At 70.6% G+C, this 15,925-nt stretch carries 15 protein-coding genes; 2 read left to right on the top strand and 13 right to left on the bottom strand.

Annotated features, from left to right (window positions below; all coding sequences use genetic code 11):
* Positions 1 to 54: 54 nt before the first annotated feature.
* The 13 genes from ACFQBR_RS25100 to ACFQBR_RS25040 all read right to left on the bottom strand — a co-directional run bounded on the left by ACFQBR_RS25100 (position 55) and on the right by ACFQBR_RS25040 (position 13,949).
* Complete coding sequence (locus tag ACFQBR_RS25100; protein WP_344183898.1) at positions 55 to 612, bottom strand: GTP-binding protein; 558 nt, start codon at positions 610 to 612, stop codon at positions 55 to 57.
* Positions 613 to 634: 22 nt separating this feature from the next.
* Positions 635 to 994: a DUF742 domain-containing protein gene (locus tag ACFQBR_RS25095; RefSeq protein WP_082768466.1), complete on the bottom strand. Its 360-nt coding sequence runs from the start codon at positions 992 to 994 to the stop codon at positions 635 to 637.
* 46 nt (positions 995 to 1,040) lie between these two features.
* Complete coding sequence (locus tag ACFQBR_RS25090) at positions 1,041 to 1,466, bottom strand: roadblock/LC7 domain-containing protein (RefSeq protein WP_267946182.1); 426 nt, start codon at positions 1,464 to 1,466, stop codon at positions 1,041 to 1,043.
* Positions 1,467 to 1,569: 103 nt separating this feature from the next.
* Entirely contained in the window at positions 1,570 to 4,026 is a 2,457-nt protein-coding gene (locus ACFQBR_RS25085) for a sensor histidine kinase (RefSeq protein WP_344183897.1), read from the bottom strand.
* A 1,605-nt stretch (positions 4,027 to 5,631) separates the two neighbouring features.
* The gene (locus tag ACFQBR_RS25080; RefSeq protein ID WP_344183896.1) at positions 5,632 to 7,443 is read right to left on the bottom strand and encodes an ABC transporter substrate-binding protein; all 1,812 of its coding nucleotides are present in this window, start codon (positions 7,441 to 7,443) and stop codon (positions 5,632 to 5,634) included.
* Positions 7,440 to 7,631 carry a hypothetical protein gene (locus ACFQBR_RS25075; protein ID WP_344183895.1) on the bottom strand — a complete coding sequence of 64 codons (192 nt, stop codon included), beginning with the start codon at positions 7,629 to 7,631 and terminating at the stop codon, positions 7,440 to 7,442. Before ACFQBR_RS25075 ends, ACFQBR_RS25080 begins: the two co-directional genes overlap by 4 nt.
* Before the next feature lie 4 nt (positions 7,632 to 7,635).
* A complete protein-coding gene (locus tag ACFQBR_RS25070; protein ID WP_344183894.1) occupies positions 7,636 to 8,730 on the bottom strand; it encodes an ABC transporter ATP-binding protein in 1,095 nt (364 codons plus the stop codon).
* Positions 8,723 to 9,808, bottom strand: coding sequence for an ABC transporter ATP-binding protein (locus ACFQBR_RS25065; RefSeq protein ID WP_344183893.1), 1,086 nt, complete (start codon positions 9,806 to 9,808; stop codon positions 8,723 to 8,725). Before ACFQBR_RS25065 ends, ACFQBR_RS25070 begins: the two co-directional genes overlap by 8 nt.
* Before the next feature lie 5 nt (positions 9,809 to 9,813).
* Positions 9,814 to 10,692, bottom strand: a complete 879-nt coding sequence (locus tag ACFQBR_RS25060) for an ABC transporter permease (protein WP_344183892.1) — start codon at positions 10,690 to 10,692, stop codon at positions 9,814 to 9,816.
* 18 nt (positions 10,693 to 10,710) lie between these two features.
* Complete coding sequence (locus ACFQBR_RS25055; RefSeq protein ID WP_344183891.1) at positions 10,711 to 11,799, bottom strand: ABC transporter permease; 1,089 nt, start codon at positions 11,797 to 11,799, stop codon at positions 10,711 to 10,713.
* Between the two features lie 356 nt (positions 11,800 to 12,155).
* Positions 12,156 to 12,662 carry an ATP-binding protein gene (locus ACFQBR_RS25050; RefSeq protein ID WP_344183890.1) on the bottom strand — a complete coding sequence of 169 codons (507 nt, stop codon included), beginning with the start codon at positions 12,660 to 12,662 and terminating at the stop codon, positions 12,156 to 12,158.
* Positions 12,659 to 13,225, bottom strand: a complete 567-nt coding sequence (locus ACFQBR_RS25045; RefSeq protein ID WP_344183889.1) for a hypothetical protein — start codon at positions 13,223 to 13,225, stop codon at positions 12,659 to 12,661. The genes ACFQBR_RS25050 and ACFQBR_RS25045 overlap by 4 nt, the downstream gene beginning before the upstream one ends.
* A gap of 403 nt (positions 13,226 to 13,628) precedes the next feature.
* A complete protein-coding gene (locus ACFQBR_RS25040; RefSeq protein WP_344183888.1) occupies positions 13,629 to 13,949 on the bottom strand; it encodes a MazG nucleotide pyrophosphohydrolase domain-containing protein in 321 nt (106 codons plus the stop codon).
* A gap of 283 nt (positions 13,950 to 14,232) precedes the next feature.
* Between ACFQBR_RS25040 and ACFQBR_RS25035 the strand changes: the two genes are divergently transcribed.
* Entirely contained in the window at positions 14,233 to 15,048 is an 816-nt protein-coding gene (locus ACFQBR_RS25035) for a cyclodeaminase/cyclohydrolase family protein (protein WP_344183887.1), read from the top strand.
* Positions 15,045 to 15,890: a bifunctional 5,10-methylenetetrahydrofolate dehydrogenase/5,10-methenyltetrahydrofolate cyclohydrolase gene (locus tag ACFQBR_RS25030; RefSeq protein ID WP_344183886.1), complete on the top strand. Its 846-nt coding sequence runs from the start codon at positions 15,045 to 15,047 to the stop codon at positions 15,888 to 15,890. The genes ACFQBR_RS25035 and ACFQBR_RS25030 overlap by 4 nt, the downstream gene beginning before the upstream one ends.
* Positions 15,891 to 15,925: the final 35 nt, after the last annotated feature.

Below are 15,925 nucleotides of genomic sequence, written 5' to 3'. Positions count from 1 at the left end.
TAACTTTCCTGGGGAATCTACGGGGCCGTGGGGAGGCCGAGGCCTCCCCACCCGTCAGGCGACGGGCTCGCTGGTGCGGTTGTGCTCCAGGGCGTACCTGAGAAGTGCCTTGAGCACATCGCCCCCGGACAGGCGGTTGCGGGCGTCGAAGTCGATGATCGGCACCTCGGGACTGACCTCCAGGGCCTCGCGGACCTGCTCGGAGGTGTAGTCGAGGTGGCCCTCGAACTTGTTCAGCGCCACGATGTAGGGGATGCGCTTGTTCGTCTCGAAGTAGTCGACGGCGTCGAAGGAGTCCGCGAGCCTTCGGCAGTCGACCACGACGACGGCGCCCACGGCGCCGCGGACGAGGTCGTCCCACATGAACCAGAACCGGGCCTGGCCCGGGGTTCCGAACATGTACATGACCAGCTCGTCGTCGATGGTGATGCGGCCGAAGTCCATCGCGACGGTGGTGGTCGTCTTGTCGGGGGTGACCGAGGTGTCGTCGTGTCCGACGCTCGCCTCGGTCATGATCGCCTCTGTCGTGACCGGGGGAATCTCCGACACCGAGCGCACCAAGGTCGTCTTGCCGGCGCCGAAGCCACCGGCGATGACGATCTTGCTCGACATCTTCTTGCGATTCGACCGCTTGTCACTGGAAAAGTCGTTCGAGACCACGAAGAGCCCTCTCCAGAACCTGGTTTTCCGATGGACTGCTGCCGGTGATGGTCGGGTGGATGTACACGAGGTCCTGCTCGGCCAGGTCGCTGACCAGTACCTGTGTGACGCCCAGGGGGATGTTCAGCTCGGCCGACACCTCGGCGAGCGACCGGGTCTCCCGGCACAGTTTGTAGATGTTGATCGACTCCGGCATGAGGGTGCCAGGAGGTTCCTGCCCGGGCTCGGACGTCGAGACCAGGGTCTGCACCATCAGCGGATGCCGTGACCGCGTCCGCCCACCGGTGAAGGTGAACGGGCGGACACGGTTACTCCTTCGCCTGCGGAAGCTCATAGCCGCAGCAACCTCATTCCTGCCGAACCGTCACGGGTCACCCTCGTCAGTTCTGGATGACTTCGCGCAGCTGCGAGCGCAGCTGCGGCGTGAGAACGTGGGCCACGTTCTCGACCAGCTTGGCCATCTGGAAGCCGACGAGCTTGAGTTCCGTGCCGGGGGCGGTGAGGACCGCCATGCAGGAACCGTCGCTGATGGCCATGATGAAGAGGTGGCCGTGGTTGAAGCGCACGAGCAGCTGCTCGCACTCACCGCGCTGGAACAGTTGGGCTCCACCGACCGCGAGGCTGTGCAGACCGCTGGCGATGGCCGCGAGCTGCTCGGCGTGCTCCTCGGGGAAGTCACTGGAGTGGGTCAGGACCAGGCCGTCGGACGAGACCACCACGGCGTGCTCGACGCCCCGCACGTCCCGGACGAACCGGTCGATGAGCCACGAGAAGTTCTCCACGCTGTCGTTCACGGATTCAGTCATCGTTGTGTCCTACCTGCCTCGGCCGAGTATCGGGTTCGCTGTGTACGGAGGGTGTGCGTGCACACCGGGGGGTGCTCCTGTGAGCCCCTGGGGAACGGTGGCGTCACTTGTCGTCGCCCTCGATCTCCTCGCCCTCCAGAGCGGCGCGCTCCCCTTCGAGGAAGTCGCCGAGCTCGTCGCGGATCTGCGCGGCCCTGGCCTCCCCCGTCAGCTTGGGCGGGGTGTCGGCGCGGCCCTTGGGGGGTTCCGTGACCGTTCCGGGGCGCGGCATCCTCCGCAGGGGCGAGCCGTGCGGGGTGGCGCTGCGCCGGGGCAGTCCGGCCGCGGTGACCGAGGAGGCCGCGCCTTCCTTGGGAGCGGACGCGGGGACCCCGTTCGCGCCGGTGCCCGGGATGGGCCGGGGGGCCGCCGGGGCGATGGGGGCCGCGGGGGCCTTGACCGTCGGGATCGTGGACGTGCGCGCCTGTCCGGGCGTGCGGGGGGTGGCCACGCGCAGCAGCTCCTTGGGGATGATCGCGTAGGCGCTCACCCCGCGGAAGGACCGGGATTCGAGTCTGGTCTCCAGCCCGTGCTTGATCGCGATCCGGCTCGCGACGTAGAGGCCCATGTGGCGGGGCACCTCGTCGTCGAGGACCGGCTGACCGCCCAGGCGGGCGTTGAGCTCGGCCAGCTGGTTCTCGGGGATGCCCACGCCCTCGTCCTCGACGACGATCATGAGGCGGCCGTCGTCCATCTCCTGGCCGCTGATCACGACCTGGGAGTGCTCGGGCGAGTTGGCGGTGGCGTTGTCCAGCAGCTCGGCGAGGAGGTGGCTGATGTCGTCGGCCGCCATACCGGTGATGGAGGTCTGCGGGAGCTTGCCCAGGCGGACCCGGGGGTAGTCCTTGATCTCGGACGTGGCCGCGCGGGCGACGTCGAGCAGGGGGACGATCTCGTCGTGGGCGTCGGACTCTCCGCCGTCGTGTCCGGTGAGCACCAGGAGGTTCTCCCCGTTGCGCCGCATCCGGGTCGCGAAGTTGTCGATCTGGAAGAGCTTGTCGAGCAGGTCGGGGTCCTGGGCGTCGGTCTCCAGTTCCTCGACCATCTCCAGCAGCGCGTCCACGAGCGAGAGGTCGCGCATCGCCAGGCCGGCGAGCGCCTCGTTGAGGAGGGTGCCCTGCTTGCCGCGCAGCGCGGCGATCTCCTCGACGAGCGCGGCCCGCTCGGGGAGGTCGCTGGGGACCTCCGACTGTGCCGGGGCCCGCTCCTCCTCGGGGGCGGCGGCCGTGCCGGGCGCCGGGGCCTCGATCGGGGCGGCCGGGGCCCCGGTGACGGCCTTGGGCTCGGGCTCCGCGGCGACCGCGGGGGCGGGCGCGGCCTCCTCCACGGCCCTGGCCCGCTCGGCCGCCCTGTCCTCCCGCACCTCCTCGGCGGTGGTGCGCCCGGCGTGCTCGGCCAGCAGCGCGCCGGCGGACTCGGTGGTGATCACCTGCGGCTGCTGCCCGGCGGCGAGCACGATGACGTGCTGGACGGGCTGGCCGTAGGGGTTGTACTGCCCCGGGTAGAAGACCGGCTGGCCGTGGAGCACGTAGCCGGGCGGCTGGAAGGGCATCGGGTAGGGGCTCGGGTAGGCGACCACGGGCTGCTGCGGGTACGGCGCCGGGTAGGGCGCGTGCTGCGGCGGCATGGGCTGGCCCTGCGGCGGCGCGTAGGCGCCGTACTGCGGGGGCGGCGGGGGCGCGTAGGCGTCCTGCCGGTGCGCCGGGTAGCCGGCGGGGGCCTGCGGGTGGGGCTGGTACTGCTCGTGCCCGGCGTAGCGCGGCGGCTCGTAGGGGTTGCCGTACTGGCCGCCCCGGGGGGCCTCGCCCTGGTACTGGCCGGCCTGCGGGGCCGGGCCCTGGTGGCGTCCGTCGCCCTGGTAGGGCGCCGCGTACCGGCCGTCGGGGGGCTGCGGGGCCTGGCTCCGGTCGCCCGGGTACTGCTGGCCCGCGCGCGGCGCGTCGCCGTACCGCTGCTCGGAGTAGCGCTCCTGGACGGGCGGCTCGTGCGGAGCGCTCGGCTGCTGGTAGGGGGACGGCGCCTGCGCCTCGGAGCGCTCCGGCTGCGGGGCCTGGGGCCGCTCCGCCCGGGGCTCGCCCGAACCGGCGGAGGGCTGCTGGGGCCGGTCGGCGGGCCGCTGCCACGCCTCCTGGCTCTGCTGAGCCGCCTGGCTCAGCTGCGCCGCCTGGGGGGTGCCCGTGCGGGGCTCGGGCCACCTGGCCTCGGAGGCGGGTGCCTCCTGGCGCTGGGGCTCGGGGGCCGGTGTGTGCGTCGCAGGGGCCTCGGGCCGCTCTGCGCGCTCTGGCGAGGAGGAGGTGTCGGTCATGGTGTCCGTCGTGGCGGGGATGTGCGGGCTGCGCGGTTCGGGCTCGTCGAGCCCGACGCCGCGCCACTGCGTGATCGGGGTGGCGCCGGTGTCGACGTCGTCGACGTTGCTCACCCGCCGGCTCGTGTAGGGGTTGGGAGCGCTCGCCCTGGATGCGGGGCGGTATCCGTTCTCGGCCGATCCCGAGAAGGGCCCGGTGGCGGCGGTGTCTGTCACGGGCGGGAGGGTGTCGCCGCCGGACTCCGCCGTCTCCTTGGCTGCGGGAGCGGCACCGGCAGTGTGCTGGCCGCCTTCCCGGTCCGACGTGCGGCCGGGGGTCTGCGAGTGCGGATGCACGGGATGATGCACGGGATTTCCTTGCTCGGTCTCCGGTGACGGCGGTTCCTGGACCCTGACCATCCGGGAGATGGCCCTGCGGAACCTTCCTTCTCGTTTGGCTCCTTGCCCGTCCTCCGTCGACATCATCGGTCCGTCCCCGCCGGAGCGGGGGCCGGAGCTGTCTCGCGGTGACGGCGCCTCTGCCACAATCTCGTCTCCTCGAATCAGGTGGGCGGATCGGCGGCGGCCCCGCACCACCGCCCCTGACCTGGGAGGTGGCCGCGTCGGAGGCCGAGAGGGCGCACCCGTGGCAGCCGGGTGCCCCCTGCACCGGAGGAACGCCTGGACGAGGGCGGAGCACCCCCGTGCGCGCGGGGACCAGACGGGTGCTGACGCCCAATCCGGCCACAAGTATGCATGCCCCGCACAATTCCTGTACTTCCACCGAGAACCGTCGTTCGGTTCGTCAGACTAACAAAGGTCTCGCGGCTTGGCAGACGAATCGGGGAAGCATCGGAAAGGCGGCAGGACGGACGCTCCTGACGTGCGAGAACGCCGCACATCGTACACCAGATCACTTTTGAGAAGCTTGTGGGCATTTGCCCGATTCCGCTCCTCGCAAGTACATGTCCGCACGGTTCCACACGCTTGGCCCGGCGCGTCCGACAGAGGCTGTGACCAGCACGGACACGACCCTGGAGGACTGGTCGTCCACCTGCGCCGACCGATGGGCCCACCACCCTCGCCGGTCCCGACGATCTTCGTCACACACGGCCCGGGGCGGCAGCGGCACGCGGGACCCGCCCGCGGCGGGGGTGGACCGGGGATGCGGCGCCCCCGGAACCGCCTGCCGAGGAGCGTACCCGCACAAGGCGCTCCCGGCACACCGGGGCGGCCCACCCGAACGACGCGCCCCCCGCCGCCGGGGAGGCGGCGGAGGCGGAGACCGCGCGAGCGGGTGGGCGCGAGAGAGTGCCGAAAGGTGCGGAATCCTCCCTCACGCCAACAACAGACAGACCGGAAAATGCCGCACAATCTGACCGAATCCTGGGCGGCAATGGTGTGGACGCAACCTGCGGGAGCGCGGCGGCGGCCATCGCGACTCCGCGTTCCTCCGGCGGGGCAGCGGAAGAGGAGCCACGGGCCCGTCCGGCGCCCGGCCCTCCGCCACACACCGGCCCGAGGCCCCCTCATAAGCCCTGAGCTGGGAATACACCACAACTTCAGGCCGTTTCGAGGGCAATTCCGAACCTCCCGGGAACGGTGTTCGCGGCGCTCGTCGGCGATCGGGGAGAAAATCCCGGAACGCGGACGATTGCGTAGGCGAAGGGACCTTGTCGCCTCCCTTCCGCCGACGTGGCGGAGACCGCCCCCTTCGTCGCGCACGCGTAGGAGCGGTCGGCATTTCACGAAGGGCGGGGACGGGCCCGGACCCGCCCCCGCCCGCCTCCGGCGCACCGCCCGGAGGCGGGCCGGTGCGGGCAGGCCGCACCGGCCCGACGGCTACTCCTCGACCGGCGCCAGGTCGCCCTGGATCAGCGACAGGATGACGTGGTTGTCCTGGTACTGCTCGTTGTTGGCGGCCGGGTGCTCCTTGTCGAAGGACTGCACCCGCACGCCCTCCACCGCGGGGGCCAGGTACTTGTACGTCCAGATGGGAATGCGCGGCAGGAGTTCGTTGAAGACGATGGCCATCGTCTTCAGGGCCTCCATCTGCTCCTCCTCGGTCTCCGCCTGCTTGGCGACCTCGACCAGCTCGGCCAGGTCGACCTCGCCCTGGGAGGGGCTCTCCACGTTGAGGTCGAACGACTGGCCCGGGGACTCCTCGGTGCCCGAGTTCTCCAGCAGGAAGTTCATCTGGAAGGCGCCCCAGTAGTCGGGGATCTCCGGGTTGCCCCAGTGGCGGACCGCGACCTCGAAGTCACCGGCGCCCCAGATGCCCCAGGGGTTGTCCTGCGGAACGTTTCGGGCGGTGGTGGTGATGCCGAAGTCGTTCCAGGCCTCCTCCACCTGCGTGGCGGTCAGCTCGAAGTCGCCCCAGCCGGCGACGCCGATGATCTCGTAGCTGGCCGGCTCGCCCTCAGAGGTGTGCCAGACGCCGTCCCGCCTGGTCCAGCCCGCCTCCTCCAGGAGTTCGGCGGCCCTGTCCAGGTCCTGGTCGTAGCGCTCGAACCCGGCCAGTTCGTCGGCGGTGAAGATCTCCTCCGCCTGGAGGTCCACCAGCCCCGCGTAGTGCTCGACCCGGGTGTAGCCCTCGCCGCGGGCCACCTGGCCGACGGTGTCGCTGTCGAGGATGTGCGCGAGGGCCTTGCGCACCCGCACGTCCTGGAGCTCGGGCTTGGCGGCGTAGTTGAACATCAGGCCGCAGCCGTCGTAGCCCGCGTGCTCGATCCAGGTGAAGCCCTCCACCCCCTGGAACGCCTGCTGGTCGGCGGCGGAGGGGGCGAGGGTGGAGTAGTCCACCTCGCCCTGCTGCACCAGGAGGGCGGACTGGCGGTTGTCGCCCTTGTGGATGACGACCTCGTCGAACAGCACCTCCGTGCCCTGGTAGCCCTCCTCGTTGCGGACCAGGGTGATCCGCGCGTCGGACATCTGCTCCGGGTCGAAGCGGTACGGGCCGCTGCAGATGATCTCGTCGGGGTTGAACTCGATGAACTCGGCGTTGAACTCCGTGTGCTCGTCGTCGCCCTGGCGGACGCCGTCGGCGACCATCTGCACGGCGCGCTCGCCGAAGTCGGCGTAGGTGGTCTTGCTGACGATGCGGTGCTTGATGATGCTGCGCTCGATGTTGGGGAAGGGGTCGTCGAACCCCAGGCGCACGCTCACCGCGTCCAGCTGCTCCAGCTCCTGGACCTGCGGGAAGCCGACGCCCCACACCGGGGCCTCCAGGACGCGCATGGCATAGCTCTGGATCATGTCGTCGGAGGTCAGGTCGGTGCCGTCGCTCCACCTCAGGCCCGAGCGCAGGGTGACGATCAGGTTGTCGCCGTCCCACTCGGTGCCCTCCAGGAGCAGGTAGTCCCACTCGTGCGTGCGCCAGTTGTAGATGCCGCCCGTGCACAGGAACAGGTCCTTGTAGACGGAGTTGAGCAGCAGCGCCCCGTCCTCGACGTGGACGTTGCGCGTCTGGGAGTCCAGGTCGTAGTCGAAGACGCCGGTGAACCGGGTGGCGCCGCTCGACGCCCGGTCACCGCCGGCGCAGGAGGTGAGCAGGCCCGCGCCCGCCGCTCCGGCCGCGCCGAACCCGACCGCGCGGAGCAGGCGGCGCCGGCTCAGGTCCCGCATGAGGGGGTTGTCCGAGGGGGTGAAGGTCATTCTTGACTCTTCCTTTCCAGTAGGACGGCGATCAGTCCGAGGGAGAGCACGACGAGGCCGATCACGACGGTGACGACGCTGATGACGAACTCGGCTGAGCCGGGGGGATTCAGTACGGCGAGGAGGGCGCTGGCCAGGGTGAGGAACGCTCCGGCCAGGAGGGCGAAGCGGCCGACGAGGAGGAGCACGTCCTCACTCCCCGGTGACCACGTGGCAGGCGAGCAGGCGGTCGTGGCTGGGCACCAGCGGCGGTCGGAGGGTGTCGCAGGCGCCCTGCGCGTAGAGGGGGCAGCGCGGGTGGAAGTCGCAGCCGGGCGGCAGGTCGGTGAGGTCGGGGATGTCGGCGCTGCGCAGCCGGACCCGCTCCTTGGTCCGGGCCAGGTCGGGGTCCGGCTCGCACACGGCGGAGACGAGGGCGCGGGTGTAGGGGTGCCGGGGGTCGTTGACCACCTGCGGCGTGGGGCCGTGCTCGACGACCTTGCCCAGGTACATGACGGCGATCTCGCCGTCCCACGCGAAGTACTTGGCCACGGCCAGGTCGTGGGTGATGAACAGGAAGCTGACGCCCAGCTCGTCCCGCAGCTTCCCCAGGGTGTTGAGCAGGCTGACGCGGATCGACACGTCCAGCATCGAGGTGGACTCGTCGGCGATGATCACCTCGGGGTTCATCGCGAGCGCACGGGCGACGGCGACGCGCTGGCGCTGGCCGCCGGACATCTGGTGCGGGTACTTGTCGAGGTAGTCCTCGGCGGGGGTGAGGTCGACCCGCTCCAGGAGCTCGGTGACGGCCCGGCGCGCCTCGTGGCGGTCCTTGACCATCTTGTGGCGGCGCAGTCCGGCGGAGACCGTGGAGTAGACGGTGCGCACCGGGTTGAGGGAGGCGTAGGGGTCCTGGTGGATGTACTGGACGGCTCGGCGGAACACGGAGCGCTCGTGCTTGTCCATCGCGGCGACGTCCCTGCCCCGGAAGAGGACGGAGCCCGCGGTGGGGGCGGCGAGTCCCGCGGCCATGCGGGCGCTGGTGGTCTTGCCGCAGCCGGACTCGCCGACCAGGCACAGCACCTGGCCGGGGCGGACCTCCAGGTCGACCCCGGCGACGGCGGGGACGTCGCCGCGCGGGGTGCCGAAGACCTGGTGGACCCCCTTGAGGCTGAGGACGGGCGGGGCGGCCTCGCGCCGGGCGGCGGCCTCCGGTGCGGCCTCGGCGGACGGGCCGCCTCCGTCCGGTCCCTCTGCGGCGGTGGCCGCGCGGTCCGGCCGGGGCGCGGGTGCGGTGCGGTCAATCACGGGTGGCCCCCTCGAGGATTTCGTGGGTACGCAGGCAGGCCGCGGCGTGGCTCAGCCCCTCGGTGCGGGTCCGGAGCACGTCCAGGGTGGGGCGGGTGTGCGAGCAGGCGTCGACGGCGTGCGCGCAGCGCGGGGCGAAGGAGCAGCCCGGCGGCAGCGCGGTGAGGCTGGGCGGTCCGCCCGGCAGCGACTGCGGGACGGTGAGGTCGCCCGCGACGGGCGGCACGGAGTTGATCAGCGCCGACGTGTAGGGGTGGCGGGCCCGGTAGAAGATGTCGCGGGTGGTGCCGGTCTCGATCATGCGGCCCGCGTACATGGTGCCGACGCGGTCGGCGAGTTCGGCGGCCAGGCCCAGGTCGTGGGTGATGAAGACCATCGCGAACCGCAGTTCGTCGCGGAGTTCGGCGAGGCGCTCGACGATGGAGCGCTGGGTGAGGATGTCCAGCGCGGTCGTGGGCTCGTCGAGGATGAGGAGCTGCGGCTTCAGGGCGAGGGCGAGCGCGATGAGGGCGCGCTGGCGCATGCCGCCGGACAGCTCGTGGGGGAAGCTCCCCAGGACGCGGGCGGGGTCGAGCCGGACCGTCGTGAGCAGGTCGGCGGACTGCTCCAGGATCTCCTTGCGGGGGCGGCGCCGTCCGCCCTCGTGGGCGCGGAAGGTGTCGAGGAAGTGGTCCTCGATGCGCAGCACGGGGTTGAACGCGTTCATGGCGCCCTGGAAGACCATGGCGGCCTCGTTCCAGCGGAACCGGCGCAGGTCCTCCCTGGCGAGGGTGCGGACGTCGACGAGCCGGCCGTCCTTGCGGCGGAAGAGGATCTCCCCCGAGGAGACGACGCCCGTGCGCGGGAGCAGCCGGAGCAGGCCGAGGCCGAGGGTGGTCTTGCCGCAGCCGGACTCGCCGACCAGCGCCATGGACTGGCCGGGGTAGAGGTCGAAGGAGACGTCGCGGACGGCGGTGACCCGGGTTCTGCGCCCGGTCCGGTAGCCGACGTCGACGCCGCGGACGGAGAGCAGCGCCCCTTCGGCGGGGCCTCCGGCCGGGGCCTTCCCGGCGGCCGGGGCGGCGGGGTGGTCGGTCACTGGGCTCACCTGTCCCGGAGTCGTGGGTTGAGGGCCTGCTCCAGGGACCGGGTCATGGTGACCAGGCCGATCTGGAAGAGCATGATCATCACCATCGGGGCGACCAGGAACGGGGCGGCCTGCGGCAGCAGGAAGGCGTTGTTGTCCCAGGCCTGCTGGATCATCAGCCCCCAGTTGGCGGCGGTGCTCGGCAGGAGGCCGAGCAGGTACATGCCGACGACCGCGTAGATGGCGTTGGTGATGGCGATGATGAAGTTGATGAAGATGTAGCCCGCCATGTTGGGCAGCACCTCGACGAAGATGATGCGGGCGGTGCCCAGGTCCTGGAGGCGGGCGGCCTCGATGAACTCGCGTTCCTTGAGGGTGAGCACCTGGGCGCGGATGGACCGCATGAGGTAGGGCCAGGTGACGAGGCCGATGATGAGCGAGACCATCAGCGGGGACGCGGCGCGGTAGAACGAGGCGATGACCAGCATGAGCACGATGAACGGGATGGTCATCGTGATGTCGGTGAGCTGGAGCAGGAAGTGGTCGACGCGCCCGCGCAGGTAGCCGGCGAGGCTGCCCAGGACGACGGCGATGGCGACGGTGATGAGGGCGGCGGTGAGGCCGACCCAGATCGGTTCGCGTCCGCCCAGCACGAGCTGGGTGAACGTGTCCTTGCCCTCGTGGTTGGTGCCGAGCCAGTGCTCGGACGTCATCGGGCCCCAGATCTTGGTGACGTCCGTGGGGTTGTCGGTCTCGATGAGCAGCGGGCCGACGAAGGAGAAGAGCAGGACGCTCAGGACGAGGCAGAGTCCGACGAACCCGCTGGTGCTGCGGGTGATGCCCTGCCAGATGGCGCCCCAGACCCCGACTCCGGGGGCGGCGGTGGTGACGGCCATGGTGCTGTCCCCCTGGTTCTAGTTGCGGATGCGCGGATCGAGGCGGCTGTAGAGCATGTCCGCGACGAGGTTGGCGGCCACCACGCACGAGGTGATGATGATGAGCAGGCCCTGGAGGAGGGGGTAGTCGCGGTAGTTGACCGCGTCGAGGAGGAGTCCGCCGACGCCCTTGTAGACCAGGACCTGTTCGACGAAGATCGCGCCGCCGACGAGGGTGCCGAAGGAGATGGCGATCTGGGCGACCAGGGGCAGCACCGCGTTGCGGCCGACGTAGGCGACGGCGATGCGCCGGTCGCGCAGGCCCCGGGCGCGGGCGACGGTGACGTAGTCCTCGCTGAGCACCTCGGTGGTGGACGCCTTCATGACGAGCATCCAGGTGCCGATGATGGCGAGCACGTAGGTGAGGATCGGCAGCGAGGCGTGGAAGAACGCGTCCCCGACGAACTCCAGGTTGAACCCGGCCTGTACGCCGGGGCTGACGGTGCCGCGCAGCTCGATGGGGTTGAACCAGCCCAGGTACATGCCGCCGCCGACGACGAGCACCATGGCGATGAGGTAGTTGGGCACGGCCCCCAGGACCGAGGCGGCGACGCTGAGCACGTGGTCGAGGAACTGGTTGCGCCGGTAGGCCATGACCATGCCGAGCGCGAGGCCCAGGACCACCGCGATGACGGTGCCGACGCCGATGCTGAACAGGGTCCAGGGCAGGTAGGCGCCGATGGCGTCCATGACGCTGACGCCGGGCCGGTTGATGGTGTTGCCCATGTCGAACGTGACCAGGCCGACGAGGAAGTCCCACCACTGCTGGTAGAGGGGGGCGTCGACGTCGTAGGCCAGCGAGTTCATGGCGACGGCGCGGGCCTCCTCCATCGTCATGCCGTTCTGGGTGAGGCGTCCGGCCATGACGTCGATGGGGTCGCCGGGCATCGCGCGCCCGAGGAAGAAGGTGACGTTGGCGACGACGAACACCACGACGAGGGCCTTGCGGACCTTGACGACGGCGTAGTGGTTCCAGATCCGCCGCAGTGGCGGGGCGGGGGCGTCGGTGCGCGCCGATGTGGCGTCCCCGGCGCCTGGTGGCGGGGAGGCCGCGATTTCGGTGGCCACGGGGCTCCTTCGAGCAGGGGGTGCGGCTGGTGGTCTGGGGGCACCACCTTTTATTAGGAAAGTTTCCTAATAAATCGACACCGTAACCCGAGGGGTGTGGCATGCACCACCCCCGTGACCAAACGGCGTCTTCCGCGCGACATGATCGGCATCACAAAGCGAACAAACAGGAATAAAACAGCTCATTACCGACAGTCCGTACGCACCAACCCGTTGTGCTCTGCACAAAAGTGGCCAGGTCACAGACCTGGGATCCCGCCGTTCCGACCCCCCGGGCACCCCGGCCCCGCCGACGCGGAGACGGCAACGGGGCCGGGGCCGCTGTGGTGGCGGACGGGCCGGTGGCTCCGGGCGGGTCAGCGGGTGAACACGTAGGGGCGCAGGCCGTCCGGCACCCCGGAGGGTTCGACGTCGAACTCCGCCCAGACGCGGGTGCCCAGATCCGCCCAGGGGGCGAGGCGCAGGTGTCCCCAGCGGCGGGTGAGGTTCTCGATGAGCAGGAGGCCGCGCCGGCCCTCCGCCTCGTTCCACTCGTCGTCGGTGCGTCCGTGCGGGACGGCGGGGACTCCCCCTCCCCCGCCGGAGTCGCTGACCGAGAACAGCAGGGTGTCGGCGGCCGTGAGGGACAGCGAGCGGATGACCTCGCCGCCCTCCGCCCGGCCGGAGTCGGTGTACTTGACGCCGTTGGCGAAGAGCTCGCTGGCGCACAGGACCACGGTGTCGACCAGGTCGGGGTCGAACCCGGCCAGGTCGGCGGCGAGGTCGGCGCGGACCCGGGCCAGCCGGGAGAGGCTGCCGGGGTAGAGGCGGTGCTCCCAGAAGACGAGGGGGCGCGGTGCGTCGGTGGGCGTCGGGGGGTTCACGCGGGCACCCCCCGGTACTCGCGCCGGGCGGCCGGGACGCGGCAGTCGGAGGGGGCTCGGCGGGTGGCCGGGACGCGGTGGGCGGAGTGGGCGGCGCGGGCGAACCCGTCGAGCGTGCGGGGCTCCTGGAGGGGAACCGGGCCGCCTGCCGGGGCGGGCGTCCGGGCGGCGGAAGTGGTGCGGGTCCACTTCCGGAGGCGGGCGTCGGCGCGGGCCTGGACCAGGGCGAGTTCGCGTTCGTGGGCCGCGTAGTAGGGGCGGACGAGGGCGGTCTCCCCGGTGGGCGCGCCCTCGCTCGGCGGAGCGGGCGGGCGCGGCTGTGCGAGCGGGCGGGGCGCGGGGAGGTCGGGGCGCACGGGACGCGTGGAACCGGCGGGCCGGACGGGCCGGGCGGGGACCGCGCCGACCGGCGGCGGGGCGGCCGGGAGCGGGGCGTACCGGCGGACCCGCGTGGAGCGGCGTCGGCGGCGGAGTGCCCTGGCGGAGTGGCGTCCGCGCGAGGGGAGGAGGGCCTTGGCCGCCCCCAGCGCACAGCTGAGAAGGGCAACGCTAAACTGGCGCATGCTGGCAATTCCTTTGAGTTTAAGGGTTGAAGGTTGCTGGCCACGGCCCCGGACGGCGCTTAACCGTCGCGGGGTCATTGTGTGGATGGAGTTGTGGGGCCCAGAGTAGGGGCCGGGGTGGGGTGGCGGCGCACTTTTTCGCGAACTACCCCGGGGTAATATGCGGAGCGCGGCGTCTCCGCAGGTCGGAGAGGGCAGGAGAGGGCGAGAGGGTCGGATCAGGACACCGACCCCACCCGAATAATCCGTAATGACGGAATTGTTGGCTTTGCCCGAAAGGTGCGACTCTCCTCTTCCCGCGGAAGACAGAGGATGCGCTGATTCAGGAGGGGGCTCGGGTCCCGTCCGACGCTTCAGCGTCTTCCCGGGCAGAATTCGGGATCACCGCGTCCGCCCCCACGTCCTACTGCCAGGTGCGTTTGGCGTTCACCGACTCCTTCTCGCGCAACGCCCTGCTCAAGTCGATGCCTGCCCTGTTCGCGAGAGCCGCGATGTAGATCAGCACGTCGGCGAGCTCCTCCCCCAGGCCGCCCACGGCGCTGTGGGGATCGACGCCGAGCGAGGAGTATTTGCGCACGGCCTTGCACACCTCGCCTGTCTCCTCCGCCAGCTTCAGGGCCTGTTCGATCAGGGTGCTGTCGGAGAACCCGCGCTCCACCTCCATCTTCGCCACGTAGTCCTGGATCTCTTCCAGGGTGAGCGTGCGCTCGGGTAGCGGCTCCATGTGTGGTCCCTTCTCGGCTGTGAGAGCAGGGACGCTACCAGCGAGGCGTGTGTGGAAGGAGAGGAACCGGTCAGCCCGTGTCCCCGGCGTGACCCGCTCCCGACCGAAGAACCTCGCTCATCCGCCGCGCCAAGGGGGCGGGCAGGCGCGCGTAGAACTGCTGTTCAGCGGTGGTGCTTGGGTCGGCCTGGCTCACGTGATCGAGCTCAGGACAGTGGGATCGGCTGGGGAGGTGGTTCGGCTCATGCGGATGCGGCCCGGGGGAACAGGGGTTGGGGACGACGTGGTCGATACCGCCCGGCAACAGGGCGGTGCGGGCGGCGACATCACCGCCCGGCGAGCCGCCCGCCCCTCGTCCGAAGACCTGTCCTGCCCGGCTCGCAATGTCGGGGGAATTGCACAGCTTCCAAGAAAGAACGCCCTGAACCGTGAAAGAATTAGCGGACACACGGCCCCCTCACCGGAAGGCGATTCCATGATGTCCACGGAGACCATCAGCACATATCTGGAAGGGTTGGGAGCGCGGCAGCCCACCCCCGGCGGCGGAGCGGTGGCGGGAATTCACGCGGCCCAAGCCGCCGCCCTTGTGGCCATGGTCGCCCGGTACAGTTCCGGAGAAAAATACAAGGACCATGCCGCTGAAATATCTGCTATCACCGAAAAGGCCGACATTCTCGCCGCGCGGGCGATCCAGTTGGCGGACGATGACGAGAAGGCCTTCTCCGCGGTGGGGGACGCCTACAAACTTCCCCGGGACACCGACGGGGACAAGGCCAAGCGGAAGGAAGCCATCGCCGCTGCCACCGCGAACGCCGCTGTCCCGCCGGTCGGTGTCATCGGGACCGCACGACAGATCATCGATCTGGCACAGACCCTTCTTCCCATCGGCAACCGGAACGTGATCACGGACATCGCAGCCGCGGCGGAGGCGGCGCGAGCCGCGGCGACCACCAGCCGCGTCAACGTGGAGATCAACCTCCCCAGCGTGAAGGACGAAGCGGTGCGCGCCCAGCTGCTCACCGCCACCGAACAGGTCTCCGCCATCGCGGCCGACGCGGAGAACATCACCAGTCAGGTGCGAGAGGTGATCTCCCGATGACCACCTCTCTGTCCGGCAAGGAGCTGGCCTCGGCCCTCCGCCAAGACGTCACAGCACGGGCCGCCCGACTCACCGCCGGGGGGACACCGCCCAAACTCGCGGTCGTCGTAGCGACAGACGATGAGGGAAGCGCCTGGTACGTGCGCTCGATCGCCCGGTCCGCCGAAAAGGCCGGGATCGTCTGCGACATCGTTGACCTGGGGGCCGATGCCGACAGGGATGCCATCGCAGACCGGTTGGCGGAGTTGAGCCGGGACCGGGCCGTGCACGGCATCATCGTGCAGACACCCCTGCCAACGGGGATCTCTGCGGCCGATGTCGCGGGACAGGTCGCCGTGGCCAAGGACGTGGACGGCGCGAACCCCGCCTCGCTCGGCCGTCTGGTGGCAGGGATACCGGCATTCGCACCCGCGACGGCGGAAGCGGTGGTCGCGATCCTGGACCACCACCACATCGGATTGGAGGGTGTGGAGGTCGCGGTTGTGGGCCGGTCCACCGTGGTCGGTAAACCCCTGGCCCATCTGCTCCTGGACCGAAACGCGACCGTCACCGTCTGCCACTCACGAACGACGGATCTTCCCGCCGTGACCTCACGCGCGGACGTGGTGGTCGCGGCGGTGGGGAGGCCTTCGCTGATCGGGGCCGACCATGTTCGCTCCGGCGCGGTGGTCGTGGACGTGGGCACGAACCCGACTGACGACGGGGGCCTGGTCGGTGATGTCGACGCCGGAGCGGTGACGGGGAAGGCCTCGGCATTGACGCCGGTGCCCGGCGGTGTGGGTCCGGTGACCACGGCCCTGTTGCTCCGCCACACGGTAGAGGCCGCGGAAGGACAGGTCTGATGAGCCGCCCCCGGAGTAGATCCGGGGGCGGCCTG

Source organism: Nocardiopsis tropica, assembly GCF_042660575.1.
Lineage (GTDB): Bacteria > Actinomycetota > Actinomycetes > Streptosporangiales > Streptosporangiaceae > Nocardiopsis > Nocardiopsis tropica.
Note: the sequence above shows the minus strand (reverse complement) of the source record. Positions and strands in the feature narration are given on the sequence as shown.

What these genes read in the sequence shown, in the direction of transcription:
- ACFQBR_RS25100 (WP_344183898.1), bottom strand. Translation starts at nt 612, where the DNA reads ATGTCGAGCAAGATCGTCATCGCCGGTGGCTTCGGCGCCGGCAAGACG.
- ACFQBR_RS25095 (WP_082768466.1), bottom strand. Translation starts at nt 994, where the DNA reads ATGAGCTTCCGCAGGCGAAGGAGTAACCGTGTCCGCCCGTTCACCTTC.
- ACFQBR_RS25090 (WP_267946182.1), bottom strand. Translation starts at nt 1,466, where the DNA reads ATGACTGAATCCGTGAACGACAGCGTGGAGAACTTCTCGTGGCTCATC.
- ACFQBR_RS25080 (WP_344183896.1), bottom strand. Translation starts at nt 7,443, where the DNA reads ATGACCTTCACCCCCTCGGACAACCCCCTCATGCGGGACCTGAGCCGG.
- ACFQBR_RS25060 (WP_344183892.1), bottom strand. Translation starts at nt 10,692, where the DNA reads ATGGCCGTCACCACCGCCGCCCCCGGAGTCGGGGTCTGGGGCGCCATC.
- ACFQBR_RS25045 (WP_344183889.1), bottom strand. Translation starts at nt 13,225, where the DNA reads ATGCGCCAGTTTAGCGTTGCCCTTCTCAGCTGTGCGCTGGGGGCGGCC.
- ACFQBR_RS25040 (WP_344183888.1), bottom strand. Translation starts at nt 13,949, where the DNA reads ATGGAGCCGCTACCCGAGCGCACGCTCACCCTGGAAGAGATCCAGGAC.
- ACFQBR_RS25030 (WP_344183886.1), top strand. Translation starts at nt 15,045, where the DNA reads ATGACCACCTCTCTGTCCGGCAAGGAGCTGGCCTCGGCCCTCCGCCAA.